Source organism: Candidatus Allofournierella excrementavium, from assembly GCF_048526665.1.
GTDB classification, from domain to species: Bacteria; Bacillota; Clostridia; order Oscillospirales; family Ruminococcaceae; genus Allofournierella_A; species Allofournierella_A excrementavium.
The window spans coordinates 13499-36350 of the sequence record NZ_DBGFPE010000009.1 but is presented as its reverse complement, the minus strand read 5'-3'; the positions used below and the strand labels follow the sequence as shown (position 1 = coordinate 36350).

At 65.5% G+C, this 22852-nt stretch carries 21 protein-coding genes; all 21 read right to left on the bottom strand.

Annotated elements, in window-relative coordinates; translation table 11 throughout:
* Nucleotides 1-3: 3 nt before the first annotated feature.
* The 21 genes from ACMI1Q_RS03270 to ACMI1Q_RS03170 all read right to left on the bottom strand — a co-directional run bounded on the left by ACMI1Q_RS03270 (nt 4) and on the right by ACMI1Q_RS03170 (nt 22714).
* Entirely contained in the window at nt 4-870 is an 867-nt protein-coding gene (locus tag ACMI1Q_RS03270; RefSeq protein WP_419502796.1) for a prephenate dehydrogenase, read from the bottom strand.
* Nucleotides 867-2138, bottom strand: a complete 1272-nt coding sequence (gene aroA / locus ACMI1Q_RS03265; RefSeq protein WP_419502795.1) for a 3-phosphoshikimate 1-carboxyvinyltransferase — start codon at nt 2136-2138, stop codon at nt 867-869. The genes ACMI1Q_RS03270 and aroA overlap by 4 nt, the downstream gene beginning before the upstream one ends.
* Nucleotides 2139-2180: 42 nt before the next feature.
* On the bottom strand, nt 2181-3197 hold the full coding sequence (gene aroF / locus ACMI1Q_RS03260; protein WP_177521688.1) for a 3-deoxy-7-phosphoheptulonate synthase: 1017 nt from the start codon (nt 3195-3197) through the stop codon (nt 2181-2183).
* Between the two features lie 32 nt (nt 3198-3229).
* Nucleotides 3230-3664 carry a type II 3-dehydroquinate dehydratase gene (locus tag ACMI1Q_RS03255; protein WP_419502794.1) on the bottom strand — a complete coding sequence of 145 codons (435 nt, stop codon included), beginning with the start codon at nt 3662-3664 and terminating at the stop codon, nt 3230-3232.
* Nucleotides 3645-4895: a shikimate kinase gene (locus tag ACMI1Q_RS03250; protein ID WP_419502793.1), complete on the bottom strand. Its 1251-nt coding sequence runs from the start codon at nt 4893-4895 to the stop codon at nt 3645-3647. Before ACMI1Q_RS03250 ends, ACMI1Q_RS03255 begins: the two co-directional genes overlap by 20 nt.
* A gap of 13 nt (nt 4896-4908) precedes the next feature.
* Complete coding sequence (gene aroC / locus ACMI1Q_RS03245; protein WP_419502792.1) at nt 4909-6021, bottom strand: chorismate synthase; 1113 nt, start codon at nt 6019-6021, stop codon at nt 4909-4911.
* Between the two features lie 4 nt (nt 6022-6025).
* Entirely contained in the window at nt 6026-7048 is a 1023-nt protein-coding gene (gene aroB / locus ACMI1Q_RS03240; protein ID WP_419502791.1) for a 3-dehydroquinate synthase, read from the bottom strand.
* A 4-nt stretch (nt 7049-7052) separates the two neighbouring features.
* On the bottom strand, nt 7053-8144 hold the full coding sequence (locus ACMI1Q_RS03235) for a bifunctional chorismate mutase/prephenate dehydratase (RefSeq protein ID WP_419502790.1): 1092 nt from the start codon (nt 8142-8144) through the stop codon (nt 7053-7055).
* A 113-nt stretch (nt 8145-8257) separates the two neighbouring features.
* A complete protein-coding gene (locus ACMI1Q_RS03230; RefSeq protein WP_419502789.1) occupies nt 8258-8416 on the bottom strand; it encodes a hypothetical protein in 159 nt (52 codons plus the stop codon).
* A complete protein-coding gene (locus ACMI1Q_RS03225) occupies nt 8413-9210 on the bottom strand; it encodes a hypothetical protein (RefSeq protein WP_419502788.1) in 798 nt (265 codons plus the stop codon). Before ACMI1Q_RS03225 ends, ACMI1Q_RS03230 begins: the two co-directional genes overlap by 4 nt.
* A gap of 51 nt (nt 9211-9261) precedes the next feature.
* Nucleotides 9262-10008, bottom strand: coding sequence for a hypothetical protein (locus ACMI1Q_RS03220; protein WP_419502787.1), 747 nt, complete (start codon nt 10006-10008; stop codon nt 9262-9264).
* Between the two features lie 31 nt (nt 10009-10039).
* On the bottom strand, nt 10040-10777 hold the full coding sequence (locus ACMI1Q_RS03215; protein ID WP_419502786.1) for a lysophospholipid acyltransferase family protein: 738 nt from the start codon (nt 10775-10777) through the stop codon (nt 10040-10042).
* A 169-nt stretch (nt 10778-10946) separates the two neighbouring features.
* A complete protein-coding gene (gene malQ / locus ACMI1Q_RS03210; RefSeq protein ID WP_419502785.1) occupies nt 10947-12425 on the bottom strand; it encodes a 4-alpha-glucanotransferase in 1479 nt (492 codons plus the stop codon).
* The gene (locus ACMI1Q_RS03205) at nt 12422-13270 is read right to left on the bottom strand and encodes a carbohydrate ABC transporter permease (RefSeq protein ID WP_419502784.1); all 849 of its coding nucleotides are present in this window, start codon (nt 13268-13270) and stop codon (nt 12422-12424) included. Before ACMI1Q_RS03205 ends, malQ begins: the two co-directional genes overlap by 4 nt.
* On the bottom strand, nt 13267-14118 hold the full coding sequence (locus ACMI1Q_RS03200; protein ID WP_419502783.1) for a carbohydrate ABC transporter permease: 852 nt from the start codon (nt 14116-14118) through the stop codon (nt 13267-13269). The genes ACMI1Q_RS03205 and ACMI1Q_RS03200 overlap by 4 nt, the downstream gene beginning before the upstream one ends.
* An 87-nt stretch (nt 14119-14205) precedes the next feature.
* Entirely contained in the window at nt 14206-15525 is a 1320-nt protein-coding gene (locus ACMI1Q_RS03195) for an extracellular solute-binding protein (RefSeq protein ID WP_419502782.1), read from the bottom strand.
* Nucleotides 15526-15605: 80 nt separating this feature from the next.
* Nucleotides 15606-16607: a LacI family DNA-binding transcriptional regulator gene (locus ACMI1Q_RS03190; protein ID WP_419502781.1), complete on the bottom strand. Its 1002-nt coding sequence runs from the start codon at nt 16605-16607 to the stop codon at nt 15606-15608.
* 30 nt (nt 16608-16637) lie between these two features.
* Nucleotides 16638-16958, bottom strand: a complete 321-nt coding sequence (locus tag ACMI1Q_RS03185) for a hypothetical protein (protein ID WP_419502780.1) — start codon at nt 16956-16958, stop codon at nt 16638-16640.
* A complete protein-coding gene (locus tag ACMI1Q_RS03180; RefSeq protein WP_419502779.1) occupies nt 16946-19606 on the bottom strand; it encodes a hypothetical protein in 2661 nt (886 codons plus the stop codon). Before ACMI1Q_RS03180 ends, ACMI1Q_RS03185 begins: the two co-directional genes overlap by 13 nt.
* A 183-nt stretch (nt 19607-19789) precedes the next feature.
* A complete protein-coding gene (locus tag ACMI1Q_RS03175) occupies nt 19790-20596 on the bottom strand; it encodes a class B sortase (RefSeq protein ID WP_419502778.1) in 807 nt (268 codons plus the stop codon).
* A 99-nt stretch (nt 20597-20695) separates the two neighbouring features.
* Nucleotides 20696-22714 carry a hypothetical protein gene (locus ACMI1Q_RS03170; protein WP_419502777.1) on the bottom strand — a complete coding sequence of 673 codons (2019 nt, stop codon included), beginning with the start codon at nt 22712-22714 and terminating at the stop codon, nt 20696-20698.
* Between the last annotated feature and the right edge of the window lie 138 nt (nt 22715-22852).

The window sequence follows — 22852 nt, the reverse complement described above, 5'->3', positions numbered from 1 at the left end:
GGTTCACCCCTCCTTCTCTTTTTTGTCAAAGGCGGTGCGGGCCGCCGAGGAGGCCCGGAACATCGCCTCCAGTTCCTCCCGCTGCCCCGCTTGCAGATAGCCTTTCAGCTGCTGCAGCCGGGCGGTGAAGGCGTCTATCTCCTCCACAAGGCAGTCCCGGTTCCACAGGAAAAGCTCCGCCCACATGGGGGCGTTCAGATAGGCGATGCGGGTCAGGTCCCGGAAGGAGTCGCCGGTGTAGTCGGCAAAGCGCTCGGCGTTTGGCGCGCACATCAGACTCACCGCGATGGCGTGGGTCAGCTGGCTCACATAGCCGATCATCCGGTCGTGCTCTTCGGGGCTGATGACGTGGATGTGGGCAAAGCCCAGCGCCTTTGCCAGCCCGCGGGCAAACTCCACCCCCGCTTCGGTGTTCTTTTCGGTGGGGGTGATGAGGAAGTTCGCCGGGGCAAAATCCACCAGATGGGCGTTCTCCACCCCGCTGCGCTCCTTGCCCGCCATGGGGTGGCTGGCGATGAACTCCACCCCCTCGGGCAGCAGCGCCTGCACCTTTTCCACCAGCCCCGCCTTCACGCCGGACACATCGGTGCAAAGGCAGCCTGCGGGCAAAAGTGCGCCGTATTTTTCTACCCACTGTATAAATGCGGTGGGATATAACGAAAAAATCACATAGTCGGCCCGGGCCAGAAGGGCTTCGAAGCCCTCGGTGCGGCCCTCTTCGATGTAGTTTTTCTCTTTGGCAAAGGCCAGGGCCTCTTCCTTCAGGTCGATGGCGGCCACATGCTCAAAGCCCGCCTTGCGCAGGCCCAGCGCGTAGGCCCCGCCCAAAAGGCCCAGGCCCACGATGACGAAACGGCTGTCCTTCTTCATTCCTTTTCCACCTCGATGCCAGCGCCCAGCTGCTGCAAAACGGCGAAGAATCCCGGCCAGCTTTTGGCCACCGCCTGGGCGCCGGAGATGCGGGCGGTGTAGCCCGCGCCCAGCGCCGCGACGGACAGGGCCATCACCACCCGGTGGTCGTTGTGGCTGTGGAGCAGGCCCGGCAGCGCCAGGGCGGAGCCCTGGATGGTGACGGTGTTCTCGTCGCTTTGCAGCTTGCCGCCGAATTTGCGCAGTTCTTCCTCCATGGCGGCGATGCGGTCGCTCTCCTTGATGCGCAGCCGCCCGGCGTTGCGGATGACCGTCTCCCCCTCGCAGAAGAGGCCCAGCACCATCAGGATGGGGCCGAGGTCGGGGCAGTCGGAAAGGTCGATGTCCACCCCGTGCAGCTCGCTCTTTTCAAAGGTGACCGCGTCGCCGGCGCGCTTAAAGCGCGCGCCGCAGGCTTGCAGGATGTCCAGAATGGCCGCGTCGCCCTGGGCGGAATTCTCTTTCAGGCCCTTCACCGTGACGCCGCCCACCAGCGCGCCCAGCACCGCCAAAAAAGCGGCCTGGCTGTAATCTCCCTCCACGGTGCAGCTGCGGTTGTGGTACCGCTGGCCGCCGGGGATGTAGAGGGTGTTCTCCCGCTCCTCGTCCCAGTCCACCGCCACGCCGAAATCGTGCAGCACGTCCAGGGTCAGCTGCACATAGCTGCGGCTCTCGAAGGGGGGCACGATCTCCAGGCGGCTTTCTTTGTGGAGCAGGGGCAGGGCGTACAAAAGGCCGGTGATGAACTGGCTGGACACATCCCCCCGCACCCGGTATTCGCCGGGGGCAAGGCGGCCCCGGATGACAAGGCCCTTGTCGCTTTGGGAGAAAAGCAGCCCCTGGGCGGCAAAGATGTCCCGGTAAACGTCCATGGGCCGCTGGAAGAGGCGGCCCCGGCCGGTGAACTCCACCTGCTGGCCGGTGAGGCTGAGCACCGGCACCAGAAAGCGCAGGGTGCTGCCGCTCTCGCCGCAGTCCACCGGGCGCAGGATGGTGGCAAAGCCGCCCCGGCCCTCGATGTCGGCGTAGGTTTCGGTGAGTTTCACCTTTGCGCCGAAGGCGCGCACCGCCGCCAGGGTTGCGGCGATGTCCTGGCTGGGGTCCAGGTTATAAACGCGGGAGAGCCCCTTCGCCAGCCCCGCCGCCAGCACCGTGCGGTGGGCGATGCTTTTGGAGGGGGGCACGGTCACAGCGCCCCCGATGGGGCCGGGATGGATGGTTGCCAGCATGGTATCAGCTTCCTTTTTTGTGTGTGTTGGGGGCGCTGCCGCTCACAGGTCCCGGCCCACCACGTGGGCCACGGCGCGGCACTTGTCCACGACCTGACGGAACTTTTCGGGCTTGAGGGTCTGGGCGCCGTCGCTCCAGGCGTGCTCGGGGTCGGTGTGCACCTCGATGATGAGGCCGTCCGCCCCGGCGGCCACGGCGGCGAGGCTCATGGCCTCCACGTAGCGCCAGTTGCCGGTGGCGTGGCTGGGGTCGATGATGATGGGCAGGTGGGTCTTTTCCTTGATGATGGGAATGACCGACAGGTCCAGCGTGTTGCGGGTGTAGGGCTCGAAGGTGCGGATGCCCCGCTCGCAGAAGATGACGTTCTCGTTGCCGCCGGCCATGATGTACTCGGCGCTCATGATCCACTCCTCGATGGTGTTGGCAAGGCCCCGCTTGAGCAGAACCGGCTTGTGCATCTTACCGACCGCTTTCAGCAGCTGGAAGTTCTGCATGTTCCGCGCGCCGATCTGCACAAGGTCCACATACTCCTCGAACTCGTCGATCTTGTCCTCGCTCATCAGTTCGCTCACGATGGGCAGGCCGGTCTCCTCCCGGGCCTTCACCAGGTCCAGGATGCCCTCGGTGCCAAGGCCCTGGAAGGCGTAGGGCGAGGTGCGGGGCTTGTAAGCGCCGCCCCGCAGCATTTTGCCGCCGGCGGCCTTCACCGCCTTGGCGATGTCCACCGCCTGCTGCTCGCACTCCACGCTGCAGGGCCCGCCGATGACCACCACGTTCTCCTTGCCGCCCACCTTCACGCCGGCCACGTCCACGATGGTGTCGGCGGCGTGGAACAGGCGGTTGGCCTTCTTGTAGGGGGCGGACACGCGGGTGACGCTCTCCACCCAGGGGTTCGCGGCCACCACCTTGTCGTTGATCTTGGTGGTGTCGCCCACAAGGCCGAACACGTTGTAGTCGGTGCCTCGGATGAGGGTGACCTCCAGGCCCTGGGCCTCGAAGCCGGAAATGATTTTTTGCAGTTCCTCCTGGGGGGTGCCTTTTTTGGTGGAAATGATCATGTGATTCTCTCTCCCTTATGTTGTGATTTCCCTTATTTGCTGTAGTTTTCGGCCAGCCAGCGCACGGCGTTCAGATAGCCGGCAAGGCCCTGGCCGATGAAGTGGGCCTGGCAGGCCATGCCCGCGTAGCTCACCTTGCGGAATTCCTCCCGCTGATTGATGTCGGTGATGTGCACCTCGGCGGCGGGCAGGGCCACCGCCTTCAGCGCGTCCAGAATGGCGATGCTGGTGTGGGTGTAGGCTCCCGGGTTCAGCACGATGCCGTCGCAGTCCAGCCGCGCGGCCTGGATGGCGTCCACCAGGTCCCCCTCGTGGTTGGACTGGTAAAAGCGCACCTCCACGCCCAGTGCGTCGCACTCCTTCTGGATGAGGGCCAGGAGCCCGTCGTAGTCCACGGTGCCGTAAAGCCCCGGTTCCCGCACCCCAAGCAGGTTGAGGTTGGGGCCGTTAAGTACCAAAATACGCATGCAATGCCTCCTCTGCGGCCTTTGCCGCCCGGCGGAACACGTCGGTGTTGTTGGGGATGCGGATGTCCGCCGCCGCCTCATAGAGCGGGCGGCGCTTTTGCTCCATGGCGGCCAGGGCCGCCCGGTCGGTGGAAAGGGGCCTGCCGCCCCCGGTGCAGAGCAGTTCCAGCGGCCGGTCGATGAACACCACCGGCCCGTTCTGGCGCAAAGCGGCCACGTTCTCGCTGCGCAGCACCGCGCCGCCGCCGGTGGAGAGCACCTGCCCGCCCTCCTTGGCAAAGCGGGCGGTGATGCGCTGTTCCAAATCTCTGAAGCCCGCTTCGCCGCTCTCGGCGAAGATGTCCGGGATGGGCTTGCCCGCCGCCTTCACGATCTCGGCGTCCAGGTCCACGAATTTTTTGCCGAAGGCTTTGGCCATCTGTTTGCCGATGGTGGTCTTGCCGCAGCTGGGCATGCCCACAAGGCTGATGTTGGCCTTTTCGGCAAAGATGGCCTTGGCCAGCGGGGCGATGCGGTCGGTTTGGGGTTCGGTGCCGGTGAAGAGGGCCGCGGCGTACACCGCCTGGGCCACCAGCATTTCCAGGCCTCCGGCGGCCTTGGCCCCCGCCGCCCGCCCGGCCTGCACCAGCCGGGTGGAGAAGGGGTTATACACCGCGTCCAGCACCGCCTCAAGGCCGGGCATCTTCGCTACGTCCAGGGCCAGCGCGTCGTTGTTCGGATACATGCCGGCGGGGGAGGTGTTCACCACCACCTGCGCGCCGCAGGCAAGGGCCTCTTCGTAGGAGATGCGCCCCTCGCCGGGGGTGCGGCTGGCGTAGAGCACCTGGGCCGCGCCCGCCGCCTTGGCCACCGCGGTGACGGTTTTGGAGGTGCCGCCGGTGCCCAAAATCAGCACCCGCCGGCCGGCGAACTCCACCCCGTGGGCCGCCGCCAGAAAAGCGAAGCCGTCGAAGTCGGTGTTGTAGCCGTGGAGCACCCCGTTCACGTTCACCACCGTGTTCACCGCGCCGATGGCCCTGGCCTTTTCGTCCAGCACGGCGCAGTAGGGGATGACCAGCTGTTTGTAGGGGATGGTCACGTTGATGGCCTTGAAGGGCTGTTTTTCCAGGAATTCCCGCGCCTCGGCCTCGGTGGGCAGCTCGGTGAGCTTGTAGTCGCAGGGGTACAGCTGCTCGTGGATGAGCTTGGAATAGCTGTGCTTGAGGGTGGCGCCGATGAGTCCGTATTCCATCTTCCGCGCCCCCTTACCGCCCGGCCTGCCGCTGGCCGCCGCCGTTCTGGGTGAGCAGGTCCAGCAGGCCGAAGGCCGTGGCCGCCGTCTGCACGATGGCCGCCCGGTGCAAAATGCAGGGGTCGTGGCGGCCCTGAATCTGCAGGGTGGCCGCCTCGTTTTTGGCAAGGTCCACCGTCTGCTGCTGCTTGTAGATGCTGGGGGTGGGCCGCACACAGCTGCGAAACACAAGGGGCATGCCGTTCGTGATGCCGCCGTTCACCCCGCCGGAATGGTTGGAGAGGGCCGTCACCCGGCCGTCCTTCACGGTGAGGGGATCGTTGGCCTCGCTGCCCCGAAGGTCTGCGAAGCCGAAGCCCGCCCCGAACTCCACCCCTTTCACCGCCGGGATGGAAAAGAGCAGGTGAGAGAGCACGCTCTCCACACTGTCAAAAAAGGGCTCGCCCAGGCCTGCCGGCAGGCCCAGCACCGCCGTTTCCAAAACGCCCCCCACGCTGTCGCCCTCGGCGGCGGCGGCGCGGATGCGCGTTTGCATTTCGGCCCCGGCGGCCTCGTCCAGCACCGGAAATCCGGTGTTCTGTTCCAGCGCCTCCAGCTGGGCCCGCAGGGCGCTCTCCTCAAAGGCCAGGGGCGCGTCACAAGCGTCCGCCACCCGGGCGATGTGGGTGGCGAGGATGACGCCCTTCGCCGCCAGGATGCTCTGGCACAGCGCCCCCGCCGCGGTGAGGGCGGCGGTGACGCGGCCGGAAAAATGCCCGCCGCCCCTCGGGTCCTCAAAGCCGGCGTATTTCACATGGGCGGTGTAATCCGCGTGGCCGGGCCGGGCAAGGCCCACGGTCCTGGCGTAGTCGCCCGAGCGGGTGTTCTGGTTTTCGATGACCAGCGTCACCGGCGTGCCGGTGGTGAAGCCGCCATACACTCCGCTGAGTATCTTCACCTTGTCCGCCTCGGTGCGGGCGGTGGAAAGGCCGTCCTTTTTGGCCCGGCGCTTGTCCATCTGAAAGGCGATGTAGGCTTCGTCCACCGGGTGCCCGGCGGCAAGGCCGTCCAGCACCGCGCCGATGGCTTCGCCGTGGCTCTCGCCGAAGATGGTCAGGCGCACCGCGCCGCCGAAAGAGTTGCTCATCTTGTCACTTCCCCATCACAATGGTCTCAAGCTCGCTCACCGGCACCTTGTCCAGCCGCCAGCAGCCGAGGCCCGGCACCTTCACCAGGGTGATGGAGCCGCCCCGGGCCTTTTTGTCGTGGAGCATGTAGCTCAGCACCTTTTCTTTGTTGTAGCTGGCGCGGCAGGGCAGGCCCAGTCTGCGCAGCACCGCCCGGGTGCGCTTTTGCAGCTGGCGGTCCTCGATCATGGGCAGCATGCCCAGCGCCACGCACTCGCCGTGGTAAAGCCCGGTCTTGCGCCGGCCGCCGATGCCCTTCACCGCCTCGATGCCGTGGCCCAGGGTGTGGCCGAAGTTCAGAATGGCCCGCAGGCCCTGCTCGGTTTCGTCCCGCTCCACCACGCTCTTTTTGATGAGCAGGCTGCGGCGGATGATGGTCTCAAGCTCCGCGTCCACGTCGCAGGTCTCGAACATCTGGAACAGCTCCGCGTCACAGGTGAGGCTCATCTTCACGCTCTCGGCCAGGCCGTTCACAAAGTGGCGGCGGGGCAGAGTGGCCAGGGTGTCCGGGTCCACCACCACGAGTTTCGGCTGCCAGAAGGCCCCCACGATGTTCTTGGTGCGGCCCAGGTCCACCGCCACCTTGCCGCCGATGGAGGAGTCGATCTGGGAGAGGGTGGTGGTGGGGCAGTTGATGAAGTCCACCCCGCGCATGTAGGTGGCGGCCACAAAGCCCGCAAGATCTCCCACAACGCCGCCGCCCACGGCCACCACCGCGTCGCCGCGGCCGAAGCCCGCCTCCAGCATGGCCTCCAGCAGCTTCTGATACACGGCGAGGCTCTTGCTGCCCTCGCCCTGGGGCACGGTGTAGACAAGGCCCTCTTTGCACTGGGCGCGCACCGTCTCGGCGTACTGGGCGGGCACGCCGCTGTCGGTGACGATGAACACCTTGCGGTTCAGGTTGATGAGGGCGGAGAGGTTTTTCAGCGCCCCGCGCTTCAAAATGATGTCGTAGCTTCGCGCGCCCAGGCGCATGGTCAGTTTCATCTGCTTACTCCCTTTCCTCTTTTGCGCTGCGGGAATAGACCCCCAGCACCCGCACCGTGTCGCACACGCCGCCCAGCTCTTTCAGCAAAGCGCGGGCGCCGTCGCTGTCGGTGCGGCCCACCAGTTCCACGTAAAAATAATATTCAAAGGGCACGCCGGGCTTGGGGCGGCTCTTGATGCTCTCCATGTTGAAGCCCGCCGCGCCGATGGCCTGGATGACCCGGGCCAGCATGCCCGCCTTGTGCTCCACGGTGAACAGAAGGCTGAACCGGTCGCCCGCGGCGGCCTGGGTCTTGCTGATGACGATGAAGCGGGTGGTGTTGTCGCCGTCGGAGTTGATGTCCGCCGCCAGAACTTTGAGGCCGTAGAGCGCGGCGGTCTCGGCGCTGGCGATGGCCGCCAGCGACTTGTCGCCCCCTTCGGCCACCTGCTTTGCCGCCATGGCGGTGTTGGCGCAGCTCTCGGCGGGCAGGGAAAGGCTCTTCAAAAAGCGCTCGCTCTGGGCGATGGCCTGGGGGTGGCTGAACACCTTGCGCACGTCCGAAAGCTGTGCCCCTGGCAGGCCCAGCAGGTTCTGGCGCACCGGCAAATCGTACACCGCCGTGACGAAGATGTCCCGGTGGGCGTAGCACAGGTCCAGCACCGCCGCCACGTCGCCGGCGTGGCTGTTCTCAAAGGGCAGCACGCCGAAGGCGGCGCGGCCGCTTTCCACCTCCTCGAACACCCCGCCGAAGGTGGGGCAGGGGATGGCCCGGGCGCGGGGGAAGAGATTGGTCAGCGCGATGTGGGAAAAGGCCCCCTCCACCCCCTGGTAGGCCACCTTGTCCCGCCCCAGCACCCTGGTCTGGTACTGGCGGGAGAGGGCCATCTGATGCTTGATGTAGTCGGTGTAATAGGGGGCGAGGTCCTTGTTTTTCAAAAGGGCCAGGTTTTTTTCCACCACCTGGGCCTCCCGGCCGGCGTCCAGCACCGGCAGGCCGTGGGCCTCCTTGTAGGCGGCCACCCGCCCCACCGCGGCCATCCGCGCTTCAAACAGCGCGGCCATCTGCCGGTCCACCTCGTCGATGGTGCGGCGCGCCTCTTCCAGTTCGTTCATCCCGGGGACCCCCTTTTTTGCTCTGTCGCAGTAAAGTATACCATAAACGGGGCAATGGCACAATAAAAAGGACACAAAAAAATCCCGGCGGGCACTGCCCGCCGGGAAGGGGTTCACGGCTTCTTTTTTGGCTTGTCCGCCTCTTTGCCCCGCGCCAGCTCCTCAAAGCGGCGCTCGCGGCCAAAGATGGGGCGGTAGGGGTTGTCCAGCTGGGCGCTCAGGGGGCGCTCCGGCTTTTTTTCGCCCCGGCGCAGAAAGGCGGGCAGCTTCATTCCTGCATGCCCTCCGCCAGTTCGGCCTCCCGCTTTTTGCGGAACTGGTCCTCCAGGCCGAAGACCTTGTCCATGATGCGCCAGGCGATCTGCTGGCAGAACACCGTCACCGGCACAAAGCCCAGCAGCGCCAGCGCCAGCACCGACATGGGGAACAAAAGCAGCATCGCCATCCAGTAGACGATCTGCACCGCCGCCATCAGCAGGGACCACAGGGCGTTGCCCAGCGCCAGGAACAGGCTGTTTTTCAAAAGGGTGAGGAAGTTCATGTCCATCAGCACCAGCTGGCCGAACACAAAGGGCAGGCACATGCCGGTGATGAGCAGGTTCAGCGCCAGCAGCGCCGCGCTGACAAGGTCCAGCGACACGATGCCGATGGTCAGGCACCAGAACATGAACAGCTGCCCGGCGGTGAGCACGCCCAGCAGCGCGCCGGGGGCCATGGAGGCCCGCCAGTTGTTCTTGAAGGCCCGCTTGTAGACGTGCCACCAGTAGCCCGGCTCGTCCCGCAGCGAGCGCAGCACCGTGTCGTGCATGCCCGCCAGGGCAGGCCCGGCGATGACGCCGCCCACAAGGCCGCCCACCAGGGTGAAGATCATGTTCTGGCCCAGCACGCCGATGCCCACCAGCAGCGTCCAGGGCAGATAGCCCAGAATGCACAGAAGGCTGGCCTTGAAAAAGCTGCCGTAGTCCCGTCCCAGCACCTCGAAGAAGCGGGCGGCGCCGGTCTTGCGGGGGGCGTCCTTGGCCACGCCCGGCCCCGGCCGGTCAAAGTTGCGGTTGAAAAATCCCATCGGTCATACCCCTTTGCCGCGGCCCGAAGGCCGCGTTATTTTATGTTGAACTTATTGCGCGGCGGCCCCGGCGGTGAGCACCTCGTAGAGCGCCTGGTTCTCCTCCGGGTATTCCGCCAGCGTCTGCCCCTCGGCAAAGCCCCGGCGGGCGATGTAAAAGTCGTCCAGATAGGCGCGGGCTTCTTCGCTCAGGTCCAGGCTGTCCAGCACCGGGCAGTCGGAAAAGGCGAAGAGCTCCACCCCTTCAAGGCCCGCGCCCTCCTCCGGCAGGCTGCCGTCCGCCGCGGCCAGCAGCTCGAAGGAACTCTGGAAGGCCTCCGGGTCGTCGGTGAGGAAGATGAGGCTGGTGCGGGTGGTCACGTCGCCGGAAAGGGTGGTGAAGCCCGCCATCTGGGTGTAGGCGTCCACCGTGGTGGTCACGGTGGAGGAGGACGAGGCGGAAGCGCCGGTCTCCTCCTCGCCGCCCAGCGAAAGCTGATAGCCGCTCACCTGCACCAGGGCCTGCCCGTCGCCGTTCAGGTCCAGCCCGAAGGCGCTCAGTGCGTCGCCCAGCTCGGTGACCACCGTCTCGGGGATGTACTGCTCGGTGACCAGGGCGATCTGATAGTCCGGCAGGGTGCGGTTCAGCATGTCCGCCGCCAGCCAGATGAGGATGACCAGCACCGCCGCGCCGATGCCCACGTGCAGCCGGTGGTAATACCACCAGTTGGCCAGCTTTTCCTTGCGGGTCAGCTGGCGGGGCTCGTCGGGCTTCAGGTCCTCGGGTTTGATGTTCAGGGTATAGCGGGCGCTTGCCATGGAAAATACCTCCGAAAAATTACCGCCCGTTTCAGCGGTTGCCGCTGTCGGCGGGCAGATGCCGGGCGATGACGTCCGCGGTGCGCTGGGGCAGGGCGCGGATCTCTTCTTTGGCGAGCCCCTCGGTCTCGATGGGCTCCAGCACCCGGATGGTCACATGGGCCGGGTGCATGAACATGTGGTGGTTCTCCATGATGTCCCGGCTGCCGGTGATGGCCAGGGGCACGATGGGGGCCTTCGCCTTGGTGGCCACCCGGAAGGCGCCGCTCTTGAATTCCAGAAGGCTGCCCTCCGCGCCCTTGTTGCGGGTGCCTTCGGGGAAGATGGTCAGGGAGTAGCCCTTTTTCACAAGGTCGATGGCCTCGTTCAGAGCGGTCATGGCCTTGCGGGGGTCCTCCCGGTCCAGAAAGACGCAGTGCAGAAGGCGCATCCAGCTGCGCACCAGGGGGAGCTTCGCCACCTCTTTTTTGGCCACCAGGCCGTGGGGCGCGTCCAGCTGGGTGAGCACCAGCGGGATGTCGTAGTAGCTGCGGTGGTTGCCGGCAAAAACGCAGGGCCGGCCCTTGGGGATGTTCTCCAGCCCCTCCACCGTCACGGTCACGCCCGCCAGCTTCAAAAGGCGGCCGGCCCAGTGGGGCACGTGCTTTGCGGCCAGGGCGTCCGCCGTGGCCCAGTCGCCCGCGTCCAGCGCCTTGAGGCCCCGGCGCAGCGCCGGCAGATGGAACAGCATATAGCCCCAGAAGTAAATGAACCAGATCAGTGTGCGCATGAAACGGGCCTCCGAAAACAGGGGATTCGGCCCCGAAAGGCCGTTAAACCTTATTGTAGCACGGAATTGTGAAAATAAAAAGACAAAATCCACCCCGGACAGGTGGGCCTGCGCAAAGGCGCGCTCTGCCCGCCGCCCGGGGCGGAGGAGGGATACAAAAACGGCTCGTTCAGCGGCCCAGCCGCTCGTAAAGTTCGGTCAGGCGGCGGATGCGCCCGGCCAGCGCGGGGCTTGCCGCGCCGGGGGCCATGCGCCACTGCCAGTTGCCCCCGGCCTTGCTGGGGGTGTTCATCCGGGCCGAGGCGGGCAGCGCCAGCCAGTCCTGCATGGGGATGACGGCGGTGTCGCTCACGCTGGCAAAGGCGGTGCGGATGAAGGCGTCCACCAGCGCCTCGCTTTCGCCGCAGGCCATGTAGGCCCGGGCCAGCGCCACGTCCTCCGGGTCGGCCTCGGTCTGCCACGCGGCGGTGGTGGTGTTGTCGTGGGTGCCGGTGTAGACCACCGAATTGGGGATGTAGCCATGGGGCATGTAGTCCCCGGCCTCCCGGCGGTCGAAGGCGAATTGCAGCACCTTCATGCCGGGATAGCCGCTGGCCTCCAGCAGGGCCTTCACCTCGGGGGTGAGATAGCCCAGGTCCTCGGCGATGATGCGGGCTGTGGGCAGGCCCTTGTGCAGCGCGCGCATCAGCGCCATGCCCGGCCCCTTGCGCCACACGCCGTTTTTGGCGGTGGTGTCCTTCGCGGGGATGGCAAAATAGCTCTCGAAGCCCCGGAAGTGGTCGATGCGCACCACGTCGTACACCGTGCAGGCGTGGGCCAGCCGGCGCACCCACCAGGCGTAGCCGGTGGTGTAGTGGTAGTCCCAGTCATAGAGGGGGTTGCCCCACAGCTGGCCGTCGGCGGCAAAGGCGTCCGGCGGGCAGCCCGCCACGGCGGCCATGCGCCGGTCGGCGGTGAGCTGGAACAGCTCCGGCCCGGCCCAGATGTCCGACGAGTCGGGGGAGACGTAGATGGGGATGTCCCCGATGATGGAGACGCCCTTTTCGTTGGCGTAGGCCTTGAGGGCGGTCCACTGACGGTGGAAGAGGTACTGCACGCCCTTCCAGTAGCGCACCGGCCCCGCCAGCCGCTCGGCGGCCCGGCGCAGAGCTTCCGGCTGGCGCAGCCGCACCGGGTCGGGCCAGTCAAACCAGCTCTTCTGGCCGTTCTCGCCCTTCAGGGCCATGAACAGGGCGTAGTCCTCCAGCCAGAAGGCGTTCCCGGCGCAGAAGGCCGCAAGGCCCTCGTCCTCCGGCTCCAGCCGGTCCACCGCCTTCTTCAGAAGGGCGTGGCGGCCCCGGTAGAGCGCGCCGTAGTCCACGGAGGTCTCATCGCCGCCCCAGTCATAGGCCTCGGCCTCTCCCTCTTCCAAAAGGCCGTCGGCAAGCAGCAGGCCGGGGTCGATGAAATAGGGGTTTGCCGCAAAGGCGGAAAAACTCTGATAGGGGCTGTCGCCGTAGCCGGTGGGGCCGATGGGCAAAATCTGCCAGTAGCTCTGGCCGGCGGCGGCGAGAAAATCCACAAAATGTTTTGCCTCTTCGCCCAGCGTGCCGATGCCGTAAGGCCCCGGCAGGCTGGACAGGGGCAGCAGGACGCCCGCGGCTCTCATCCCTTCACCGCGCCGGCAACGACGCCCTCGATGATGTACTTCTGGCAGGCAAGGTAGAAGATGATGATGGGCACGATGGTCAGCAGGATGCAGGCCATCATGGGGCCCATCTCCACCCGGCCGTAGCTGCCGCGGAAGTACTGGATGAGCATGGGGATGGTGCGGTATTTGCGGATGTCCAGCACCAGGGTGGGCAGCAGGTAGTCGTTCCACACCCACATGGCCTGCAGGATGGCCACCGAGATCAGGGTGGGCTTCAAAATGGGCAGCACCACCAGGCCGTAGGTCTGCAGGGGGTTGCAGCCGTCGATGGTGGCGGCCTCCTCGATCTCCAGCGGGATGCTCTTCACGAAGCCGCAGAACATGAACACCGCCAGACCCGCGCCGAAGCCCAGGTAGATGATGCAGATGTTGTAGGGGGTGTTCAGCTTGAGGCCGTCGGCGGTCTGGGCCAGGGTGAACATCACCATCTGGAAGGGCACCACCATGCTGAACACGCACAGGTAGTAGATGGCCTTGGAAACGGGCCCGTTGATGCGGGTGATGTACCAGGCGCACATGGAGCAGCACAGAAGGATCAGCGCCACCGAGGTGACGGTGATGAAGGCGCTGTAGAAAAAGCTCTGCAAAAAGCCCTGGCTGACCACGGCGGCCACAAAGTTGGCCGCGCCGGCAAAGGTGTCGGCGGTGGGCAGCTGGAACACGGTGCTGGTGCTGATGGCGGTCTCCACCTTGAAGGAGTTGATCAGGATCATGAACACCGGGTAGACATACAGCACCGCCAGCACGGCGAACACCACGGTGAACGCCATGTTGAGGGCGTGTTTCGCTTTCAGATTGTTCATTGCTGCACCTCCTTGGAGCGGGTGGCCTTGAGCTGCACCAGCGCGATGATGACCACGACCACGAAGAAGATCACGGCCTTGGCCTGGCCGATGCCCTTCCACTGGGGCCCGGAGCGGGCGTAGAAGGTGTTGTAGATGTTCAGCGCCAGCATTTCGGTGGCGTGGTTGGGCTCGCCGGCGGTGAGGGAGAGGTTCTGGTCAAACAGCTTGAAGCTGTTGGTCAGGGTCAGGAACAGGCAGATGGTCACGCTGCTCATCACCATGGGCAGCTTGATCTTGATAAGGGTCTGCCAGCTGTTGGCGCCGTCGATGGCGGCGGCCTCCAGAAGGTCGGGCGAGACGTTCTGCAGCCCGGCGATGTAGATGATCATCATATAGCCCACCTGCTGCCAGGCCATCAGGACGATGAGGCCCCAGTAGCCGGCGGGGGTGTTCAGGCCCAGCAGGGGCTGTTCCACGATGCTGAGCACGCAGTTGATGAGGATCTGCCAGATGTAGCCCAGCACGATGCCGCCGATGAGGTTGGGCATGAAGAACACCGTGCGGAAGATGTTGGTGCCCTTGATGCCCCTTGTGAGCACCAGCGCCACGGCGAAGGCCAGCAGGTTGATGGTGATGGTGCTGACCACGGTGAAGGCCACCGTGAACCAGAACGAGTGCAGGAAGGCCTCGTCCTTCAGGGCGGTGACATAGTTGGAAATGCCCACCCATTTGGCGTTGTTCACCGTGGTGAACTTGCAGAAGGACAGATAGATGCCCTCGACGAAGGGCACGATGAACCCGATGGTGAAGGCCGCCAGCGTGGGCAGCACAAAGATCGGGAAGTATTTTTTCAATGTTTTTTGCATGCCGCGTTTTATCCCTCCTTGCAATGGGGCCCCGACCGAAAAATGGGGGAGCGAGAGGCTCCCCCATTTTTAAGGTCAGTGCAGGGTTCAGCCGTTGGCCAGCTGATACTCGGCGGCCCAGTTGTCCACGAAGGCGGTGACAACGTCGTCCCAGCTGCCGGTGCCGGCGGCGTAGGCGGTCAGGGCGGTGCCCAGAACGTTCTTCCACTCCTCAGAAGGCATGGTGGTGAAGTTCCAGGACACAGGGGTCTTGCCCGCGGCGGTCATCTCGGCGTCCTGCTTCACGAACAGGTTGGGAGACTCGGCAGCGCCCTTGAAGGGGATGACAAAGCCCATCTCGTTGGCCATGGCGGTGGTGCCTTCCTCGCTGGTGACGCACCAGTTGATGAAGTCCAGGGTGGCCTGGATGTCTTCCTCAGAAGCCATGTTGTTCACGCACCAGTAGTTCTCGGTGCCGGTGCACAGGCCCTGGTTGGCCTCGTCGCCCACGCCGATGTAGATGGGGATCATGGCCAGGTCGTCATCGGTGAACTTGCCTTCGCCGGTCAGGTTGGCGTACTCCCAGGAACCGTTCTGGAAGAACACGGCCTCGCCGGCCAGGAACTCGTTGCGGCTGTCGTCGCCGGTCTTGGCGGCCAGCTCGGAAGGATCGCAGGTGGAGTTGTTGATGTACAGATCCCAGATGTTCTTGTAGTTGTCCAGGTAGGTGCCCTTGATGGCGTCGGTGCTGGTGATGCCCTCATCCTGGTACTCGAAGTAGATGGGCAGGTTGGCCAGGTGGGTCTTGTAGCGCCAGTCGGAAGAGCCGTCCATGCCGGCGGAGGTGAAGGCGGCGAAGCCCAGCTCGTCCTTGCGGGCGGTGATGTCCTCGGCCACAGCCTTCAGGTCCTCAAAGCTCTGGATGTCCTCCACGGTGTAGCCCGCTTCGGCCAGCAGGGTCTTGTTCACGATCAGGCCGTAGCTCTCGATCACGTAGCCGATGCCGTAGACGGTGTCGCCCTCTTTCAGAGCGTAGGCGTCGCTGGTCAGCTGGCTGTAGATGTCGCTGCCGGACAGGTCATAGCAGTAGTCCTTCCAGTTGGCCAGACCCACGGGGCCGTTCACCTGGAACAGGGTGGGGGCGTCGGATTTGCCCATCTCGGCCATCAGGGTGGTCTCGTAGTTGCCGGAGGCGGCGGTCACGACCTCCACGGGCACACCGGTCTGCTCGGTGTAGACCTTGGCCAGGTCCTGCCACTGCTGATCCTGCTCGGGCTTGAAGTTCAGGTAGTAAACTTTGCCGGAAGCGGTGGAAGCGCCGGAGGCGGGAGTGCTGCCGGAGGTGGCGGTGCTGCTGGGAGTGCTGCCGCAAGCGGCCAGGCTCAGAGCCATGGCGCCGGCCAGCACAAGTGCAAGTGCCTTTTTCATATGTGTTCTCCTTTTTCTTTTGCCCCCTTGCGGGGACGGTTTAAAACAAAAGCGGACCTTCCGCTCTGCTTACCAAAAAATCAGATGGCTCTCACCGAGCCGCCCGGGGCGGGCGCCGCCTGCAGGAGCACCGTGCGCGCCGGCTGGCGCTTTTCGATGCAGCGCAAAAGCAGCTTCACGCTCTGGCCCGCGATCTCGGCGGCGGGCTGGCGCATGGTGGCCAGCTGGGGGTTGTAGAACCGGGCCATGGGGATGCCGTCGAAGCCCAGCACCGAGATGTCTCCCGGCACCGTGAGGCCCGCGTCCAGGATGGCCCGCACCGCGCCGATGGCGGTCACGTCGCTCATGGCGAACACCGCGCTCACCCGGCCGCCCGTCTCCAGAAAGGCCTTCATGGCGGCGTAGCCGCCCGCCATGCTGAACTCCGCCTGCAAAAAGCGGGACGGGTCAAAGGGGATGCCGTGCTCCTCAAAGCTCTGGCGCGCGCCCTCCAGGCGCATCTTGCCGGGGCTGGAGCGCTCGGGGTCGGTGCCCAGTACCAGGATGTCCCGGTGGCCCCGCTCCACCAGATAGTCGATGGCCGCTCTGCCGGCGGCCTTGTCGTCCACGCCCACCATGGAGAGATTCTCGAACCGCAGTTCGTCGCTCACGGTGGTGGCCAGCACACAGGGCAGGTCGATCTTGTCGAACCCCTTGCGGAAGTTGCGGCTGTCGCCTCCCAGGAAGATGATGCCCCGGGGCTTCAGCTCCCGGCACACCCGCTGGGCGGCGGCCACCTCGTCGGCGGTCTCGCCCACATACTCCACAACGCCCTCATAGCCCGCTTCGCCCACCAGCCGCTGCAGCTCCACCAGCATGTCCGCAAAGAACAGGTTGGAGGTGCCGCGCACGATGAAGGCCACGCTTTTGGCCTGCTGGCGCTTGAGCTGCCGGGCGTTGGAGTTGGGCACAAAGCCCTTTGCCGCCACGATGGCGGCGATGCGGCGCTTGGCCTCTTCGCTCACGTCCGGGTGGTCGTTCAGCGCCCGGGAGACGGTGCTGATGGCGTAGCCGCTTTCCCGGGCAATGTCCTTGATGGTCAAACCGGCTCGCCCTCGCTTCCCCCGGCGTTATCACTGCAAAAAAACGTTGCCGGAAACGTTTCCAAGCAAGTTTATTATAGCTTGCCCGGCGGCGGTTTTCAAGGCGTTCAAGTCATTTTCATCAGTATGCAAGCGCCAAAGGAAAAATTCTTGTGCAAATTGACGCAGAAGTGCCCCGAAGGCTGTCATTTTGCTGTAACCATTCCGAAAAAATGCCCAAAGAAAGACAAAAATCTCCGCGCCCTGCCCGAAAAAACAAAAACAGCGGCCCGCCCGAAAACCCGGGCAGGCCGCCGCACATATGTAAAATAAGGATCGATGATGATAAGTAAAAGGGGTCAGCGGCGCCATTTGTCCCTGCGGCCGGTGAGCAGCAGCTGCACCAGCAGCGAAAGGAACACCAGCACCACCACCGCCACCCCGGCCAGGGTGATGAAGGGCATGAGCCGAAGGGTCTTGTCCTCGGGCAGCGAGCAGGAGGGGCGCTGGGGCGTTTCGGGCAGCAGGGATTCGTCGTAGGCGACGACGTATTTGGAGAAGTGGCCGGTGGAGAAGGTCACCTCGTCGGTGGCCGCGTTGTAGAGGGTGTCGCAGGGGGTCACGCCGCCCTCTTCGTCCAGATACCAGACCACCACGCAGTCCGGGTTGAGGCCGAAGTCCAGGTCGTGGGGCAGGGTGACGCTGGCGCAGCCGCCGCTGAAATCGGAGATGGCCGCGCCCTCGCTTTCCAGGGTCAGTTCGGTCACCGCAAAGTCGCCGGCGGTCTCGGCCTGGGCCTTGTTCATGGAGCCGCCTTCCACCGGGCTCACCGCCAGCACCAGGTCTTCGCCGGCCTGCTGCGCGATGGAGCTGAGGGCGGCGGAATCAAAGGTGACGTCCGCCACCGGGCTGGCCACCGTGAGGCTGGCGCCCTCCTGGGCCGCCAGTTCGGCCAGCGGGCCGGAGGGCATGCTCACCTCCAGGGCGCTGGCTCCTTCCGCCTCCAGTTCCAGGGTCACGGCGGGGCCTTCGCCTTCCACGGCCCGGGCGATCGCCCGGCTCACCGCGCTGGCAAAGGCTTTCCGGTCCACCTGGGCCACGGCCTTGCCGTCCTCCACCTGGGCCTCCACCGAGGCGGTCACCGGGCCGGGAGCCGCCGTGGGTTGGGGTGCGCCGGTGGGCTGGGGCGTTGCCGCTGTTTCGGGCGCGGGCGCGGAGCTTGCCGAGGGGGCCGGGGCCGTGTCCGGCCGGGGCGTTGCCGTCGCCGAGGGGCTGGGCGTGGGAGAAGGCGCAGGGCTCGCGGAAGGCGCGGGGGTCGCAGAGGGGGTGGGCGTGGGAGCGGGGGCGAAGCCGTAGCTGTTTTCGCCGGTGCGCACCAGCCCGGCTTCCTCCGCGCCCGCAACGGTGATGAGCGTTCTGTCGCCGTCCAGCCGGATGACGTCCAGCCCGGCGGTGCTCTCGCCGGTCATGGTGACGGCGGCGTTTTCGGCAAAGGTGAGGGCGGCGCTTTTGCCGCCCGGATCAAGGCCGATGCCGTACCAGGAGGCGGGGCCGGTCATCAGGGCAAGCCCGCCCTTCACCGTCACCGCCGAGGCGTTCACCGTCAGCGGCGCGCCGGCGGCGGAGTCGGTGTGGTCCAGGGTCAGGTCCTGCAGCACCGCGCCGCTCACCTGGTAGAGATTCACCCCGTGGCGGTTGGCGGCGCCGGTCTTCACCACGCCGTTTTTCAGCGTCACATCGTCGGCGCTGATGTTGATGAGATGCGCGCCCGCCCGCTCGTCGTCAGAGGAGAAGCCGGCGGCGGCGCTGACCGTGCGGCCGTTCAGGTCCAGGGTCATGCCCTCCACGTTCAGGTCCAGCATCCGCTCCAGTTTCGCGTCCGCCAGCAGGGTGACGGTCTTGTCGGCGGCAGAGGGCAGGGCGGCCAGCGCCTCATCCAGGCTGTAATATTCCCGGCCGTCCACCATGGCCGCCGGGGTCCGGGACTGCACGGTGTACATGCCGTCCCCGCCCTGCACCAGGATCAGGCCGGGGGCCAGAAATTCGCTCACATCGGCGGCGAAGCTGCCGCCCCGGATGACCAGACTGTCCCCTTCCAGGGGGGAGAAATGGGCGATGGTGCCAATGAAGCGGCCGTCCTCGATGGTCACGGTGGTGCAAACGGACGGGTCCTCCCCGCCGTAGGTGGACAGGGCGTAGCCGAAGCAGTCGATGACGGTGCCGTCCACCACCAGCGTGGTGTCGCCGCCGTTTCCGGCCCAGTAGGTGTCCACCAGGATGCCGTTGGCGCCACCGCTGATGAGGCCGCCCTTCATGGTGACGTCCGCGTTGCTGCCGATTTCGACGGAGAAGGCGGACCAGCCGCCCAGAGAGGCGTCGTTGTAAATGGTGGTGTTCTCGATCCGGCCGGTCACCGGGTCGTCGCCGGAGCCGATCTGAAATCCCTTCGTCAGCCAGCTGCCGGAAAAGCGGTCCGCGCGGCAGTCGATGACGGAATTGCGCACCTCAAAGGCGCCCGCCTTGAAGGTGAAGGCCTCCCGGGAGAAGTCCAGCACGGTCAGCCCGTCGGCCACCAGCACCGCGCCGGTGGAGCCGCTGTCGATGCGGACCACCGAGTCCACGCTGGCGGAGCTGAAATCCGTCAGGGTCATGTTTTTCAGGGTGACAGCGCCGTCCTTCACCTGGATGCCCGCCTCGCTGCCGGCGGGCAGGCCGGTGCCGTAAATGGCGTGGCCGCCGCCGTCGATGGTGATGGTTTTTTCCAGCACCAGAGGCTCATACAAAAGCAGGTCGCTTTGCAGCACGAGGGTGTCGCCCTCGGCGGCCTGCGCCGCGGCGCTGGCCAGGTCCGCGAAGTCCTGGCCGGTGGCGGCGCTGCGCACCGCCGCGTTCTCTTCCCGCTCGCAGGAGCGGGCGCGGGCGTCCGGCGCCTGTGCCGCATCGTCCGCCGAGGCAGAGAGGGGCAGGACCGCCAGCGCCATGGCCAGAGCCAGCAAAAGCGACAGGGCTTTTTCTTTCATGTTGCGCGGTCCCTCCTTTCCGCCCGCGGGGGCTTTTTTGCAGATAACTACCCTAGTATAATATCTAGTATATAAAGTAACACCGGATGGATTTCTTTGCAAGTAAAAGCTGGAAAAAGGGCGGTTTTTGGTAAAATTTGTATTTTCTTGCGCTGGCGTTCCGCCCGATTTCTTGCGCAGGCATCAGTTCACTTTTTTGGCCACCACCACGAACCGCCCGTTTTCCACGTGGTCGGAGCAGGTGGAGAGGGTGAGCAGGGTGTCGCCGAACTCGGCGCTCACCCCGGTGTCGTACTCCGCCAGCGCCTTCACGTTCTCCACATAATCGTTGAATTCCTCTTCGTTTTCCGCGTCGAAGAACTGGTAGTACTTGAAGCAGGTGTCGGTGGTGTAGTAGACCTGGGTGTAAAAGGCGGCCAGAAGCTGGTATTCCCCCACCTCATGCAGGGTGTCGAAGCGGATGAGGGAGTGCTCTTTGCCGTAGTCCTCGCCGGCATAAAGGTGCAGCTTGCCGAACATGGTGCCGTCGTGCATGTCGTGGCCGTAGATCATCTGGTTGGCGGTGACCTTTTCCACGCCGGGGTCGCACCGCTCGTCCAGGAACAGGGTGCCGCCGGTGGCGTAGGCGCCGTCAAAGCCCAGGCGCAGGTATTTTTCGTTGTCGCCGGGGGTGCGCACCACCGGGTAGTCGATGACGGTGCCCTCGATGGAGAGCCAGCCGATCATGTCCGGGTTCTGCTCGTAGTAGGGGGCGTAGGCGTTCAGGATGCCTTCCTCGTTCAGCGCCCAGGGGTCGGCGGAGGCGGCGGAGGCGGCGGGGAAAGAGGCGGAGGAGGCGGGCAGGGAGGGCGGTTCGGGCTGGCCGCCGCCCAGGGCCTGGCGCAGCAGCAGGCCGCCAAACACAAGGAACAGCAGCAGCGCCGCGGCAAAGCACACCAGCGGCAGGCGGCGGGAAAGAAGGCTTTTGAGCCTGGAGAGATCGAAACCCATGAAAACGCTCCTTTGCAGGGTGAAAAACGGGAAAATGGAAAGAGGGGCCGCCCGGCGGGCGGCCCCTCTCGGGTCAAAGAATTCAGGCCGGGGGCCGCATCAGCGGCGCTTGCGGCTCACGGTGCCCAGGGCGGCAAAGCCGAAGCCCGCCAGGGGCAGCAGCGACAGACTCACGGCCCCGGTCTTGGGGGTGGAGTCCAGCACCGGTGCGGGGGCCGGGGTGGCGGCAGGGGCGGAGCCGCCGTTGCCGGAGGGCTCGTCGGGGGACTCGGGCGCGGGCTTGAAGCCGAAGGTGCCGTCGCCGTTGTCCTGCAGGCCGGCGGCCTCAGCGCCGGTCACCGAGCCGTTGTTGCCGGTGGTGATGACCGGCAGGCCCTCCCGGCCGGTCATGGTCACGGCGGAGCCGGCGGCAAAGTCCAGGCCGGCGGCGCCGTATTTGCCGTCCACGTTGATGCCGTACCAGGACTTGGAGCCCAGCTTCAGGTCCAGCTTGCCTTCCACCTTCACGGAGGAGGAGTTCACCACCAGCGGCGCGCCGGTGGAGGCGGTGGTGTGGTCCAGGGTCAGGTCTTTCAGGGTGACCTGGGCGCTCTTGTAGACGTTCACCGCATGCTTGTTGGCGGCGGTGGTCCTGACGGTGCCGTTCTTCACGGTGACGCCGGTCACGGTGGCGGTCTCGCTGCCGATGTTGATGAGGTGGCTGTCGTTGGGATAGCTGGACTGGAAGGCGTCCGAGGCGGTGATGGTCTTGCCGTTCAGGTCAAGCACCAGACCGTCGGCGTCGATGGTGAGCATCTTGTCCAGCGCCACGTCGCAGCGCAGGGTCACGGTCTTGGAGGCCGAGGACGCGGCGGCGGCCACGGCGGCTTCCAGGCTGGTGTAGCCCACGCCGTCCACTTCCGCCACGGCAAAGGTCTCAGGGGCGGGCTCGCCGGTGTTGCCGCTCAGGGCAAAGGCGTGCTTGTCCACCCGGGCGCCGGCGGTGGCGCCGTCGTCCACGCCGTAGCTGTGGGCCACGTTGCTGAAGGTGCAGCCGCTGATGGTCACGGTGCTGACCGGGGCCGCGGCGTCGGTGACCTGGTTGCAGTACACAGCGTCATACATGTTGGTGAAGGAGCAGCCGTTCAGCGCCACGTTTACGCCGCCCTGGCTGCCCACCACCACCGCGTGGTCCGCCTGGCCGGCGGTGTGGCCGGTGAAGCTGACGTTGTTCACGGTCAGGCTGGTGCCGGCCTTGAGGCCCTCCACGCTGGCGGACTCGTTGAAGGCCGCGCCCGCCGCGGTCAGGGCGATGCCGTGGCCGCCGCCGTTCACGATGACGGTCTTGCCCGCGGGCACCTGCACCGGGGCGGCCAGGGAGATGTCCGCCCCCAGGGTGACGGTGCCGCCGTCGGCCACGGCGTTCACCGCGGCCTGCAGCTCCTCGGCACTGTTGGCGGTGAGGGCGCTGGCGGTGGTGGCGACGGCGGGCACGCCCAGGCTCACCTCAAAGGCCGCGCCGTAGGAGCGGCCCTGGGCGATGAGGGCGGCGGGGGCGGTCTTGGTCTCGCTCAGGGTATAGCTGTTGACCTTCGCGCCGTTGACATACTGGGTGAGGGTGCCGTTGAAAAACTCCACCTCGATGGTGTAGCTGCCCGGCGCGGCGCTCACGCCCGCAAGGTCGGCCCAGGAGCCGCTGCCCGTGGAGTTCCAGGCCTGCCACTTGGCGCCGCCGTCGTTGATGAACTGAACGATGGCCCAGTCCACGGTGTCCTGCTGGCTGGCGGCGCCATTGCCGCCCTCCTTGTCCACCTGGACCCAGACGGAGGCGTTCACCTTGTCGGTGGAGGTCATGGTCTCGGTCACGTCCATGGTGTAGCTCACCTTCCAGTAGGAAGAGGGGCCGGCCTCGGTGTAGGCCTTGCGGCCCTGCCAGCCGTACCAGCTGTCGGCCCCGGGCTGCTCGGCAACGCCGAAGCTGATCCTGCCGTTTTCCACGGCGAAGTTTTCCGGCTCGGTGCGATCGGTGATCCATGCGCCGGAGTCATTCAGGTCTTTTCCCTCCGCGAACGCCGCCATGGGCAGCGCGCAGAGCGCCAGCGCCGCACACAGCGCCAGCGTCAGAAGCTTCCGTTTCATAAGTTCCTCCCGTTTTTGCAGTTTTTGTTTGATACAAGCACACAATAATCATGTGTGTCAAGCAAAATTATACACAGTTATAATGTGTATTTCAAGTATAAAAACAAAATAATGTTATGTTTTTTAGGAAGTGAACAC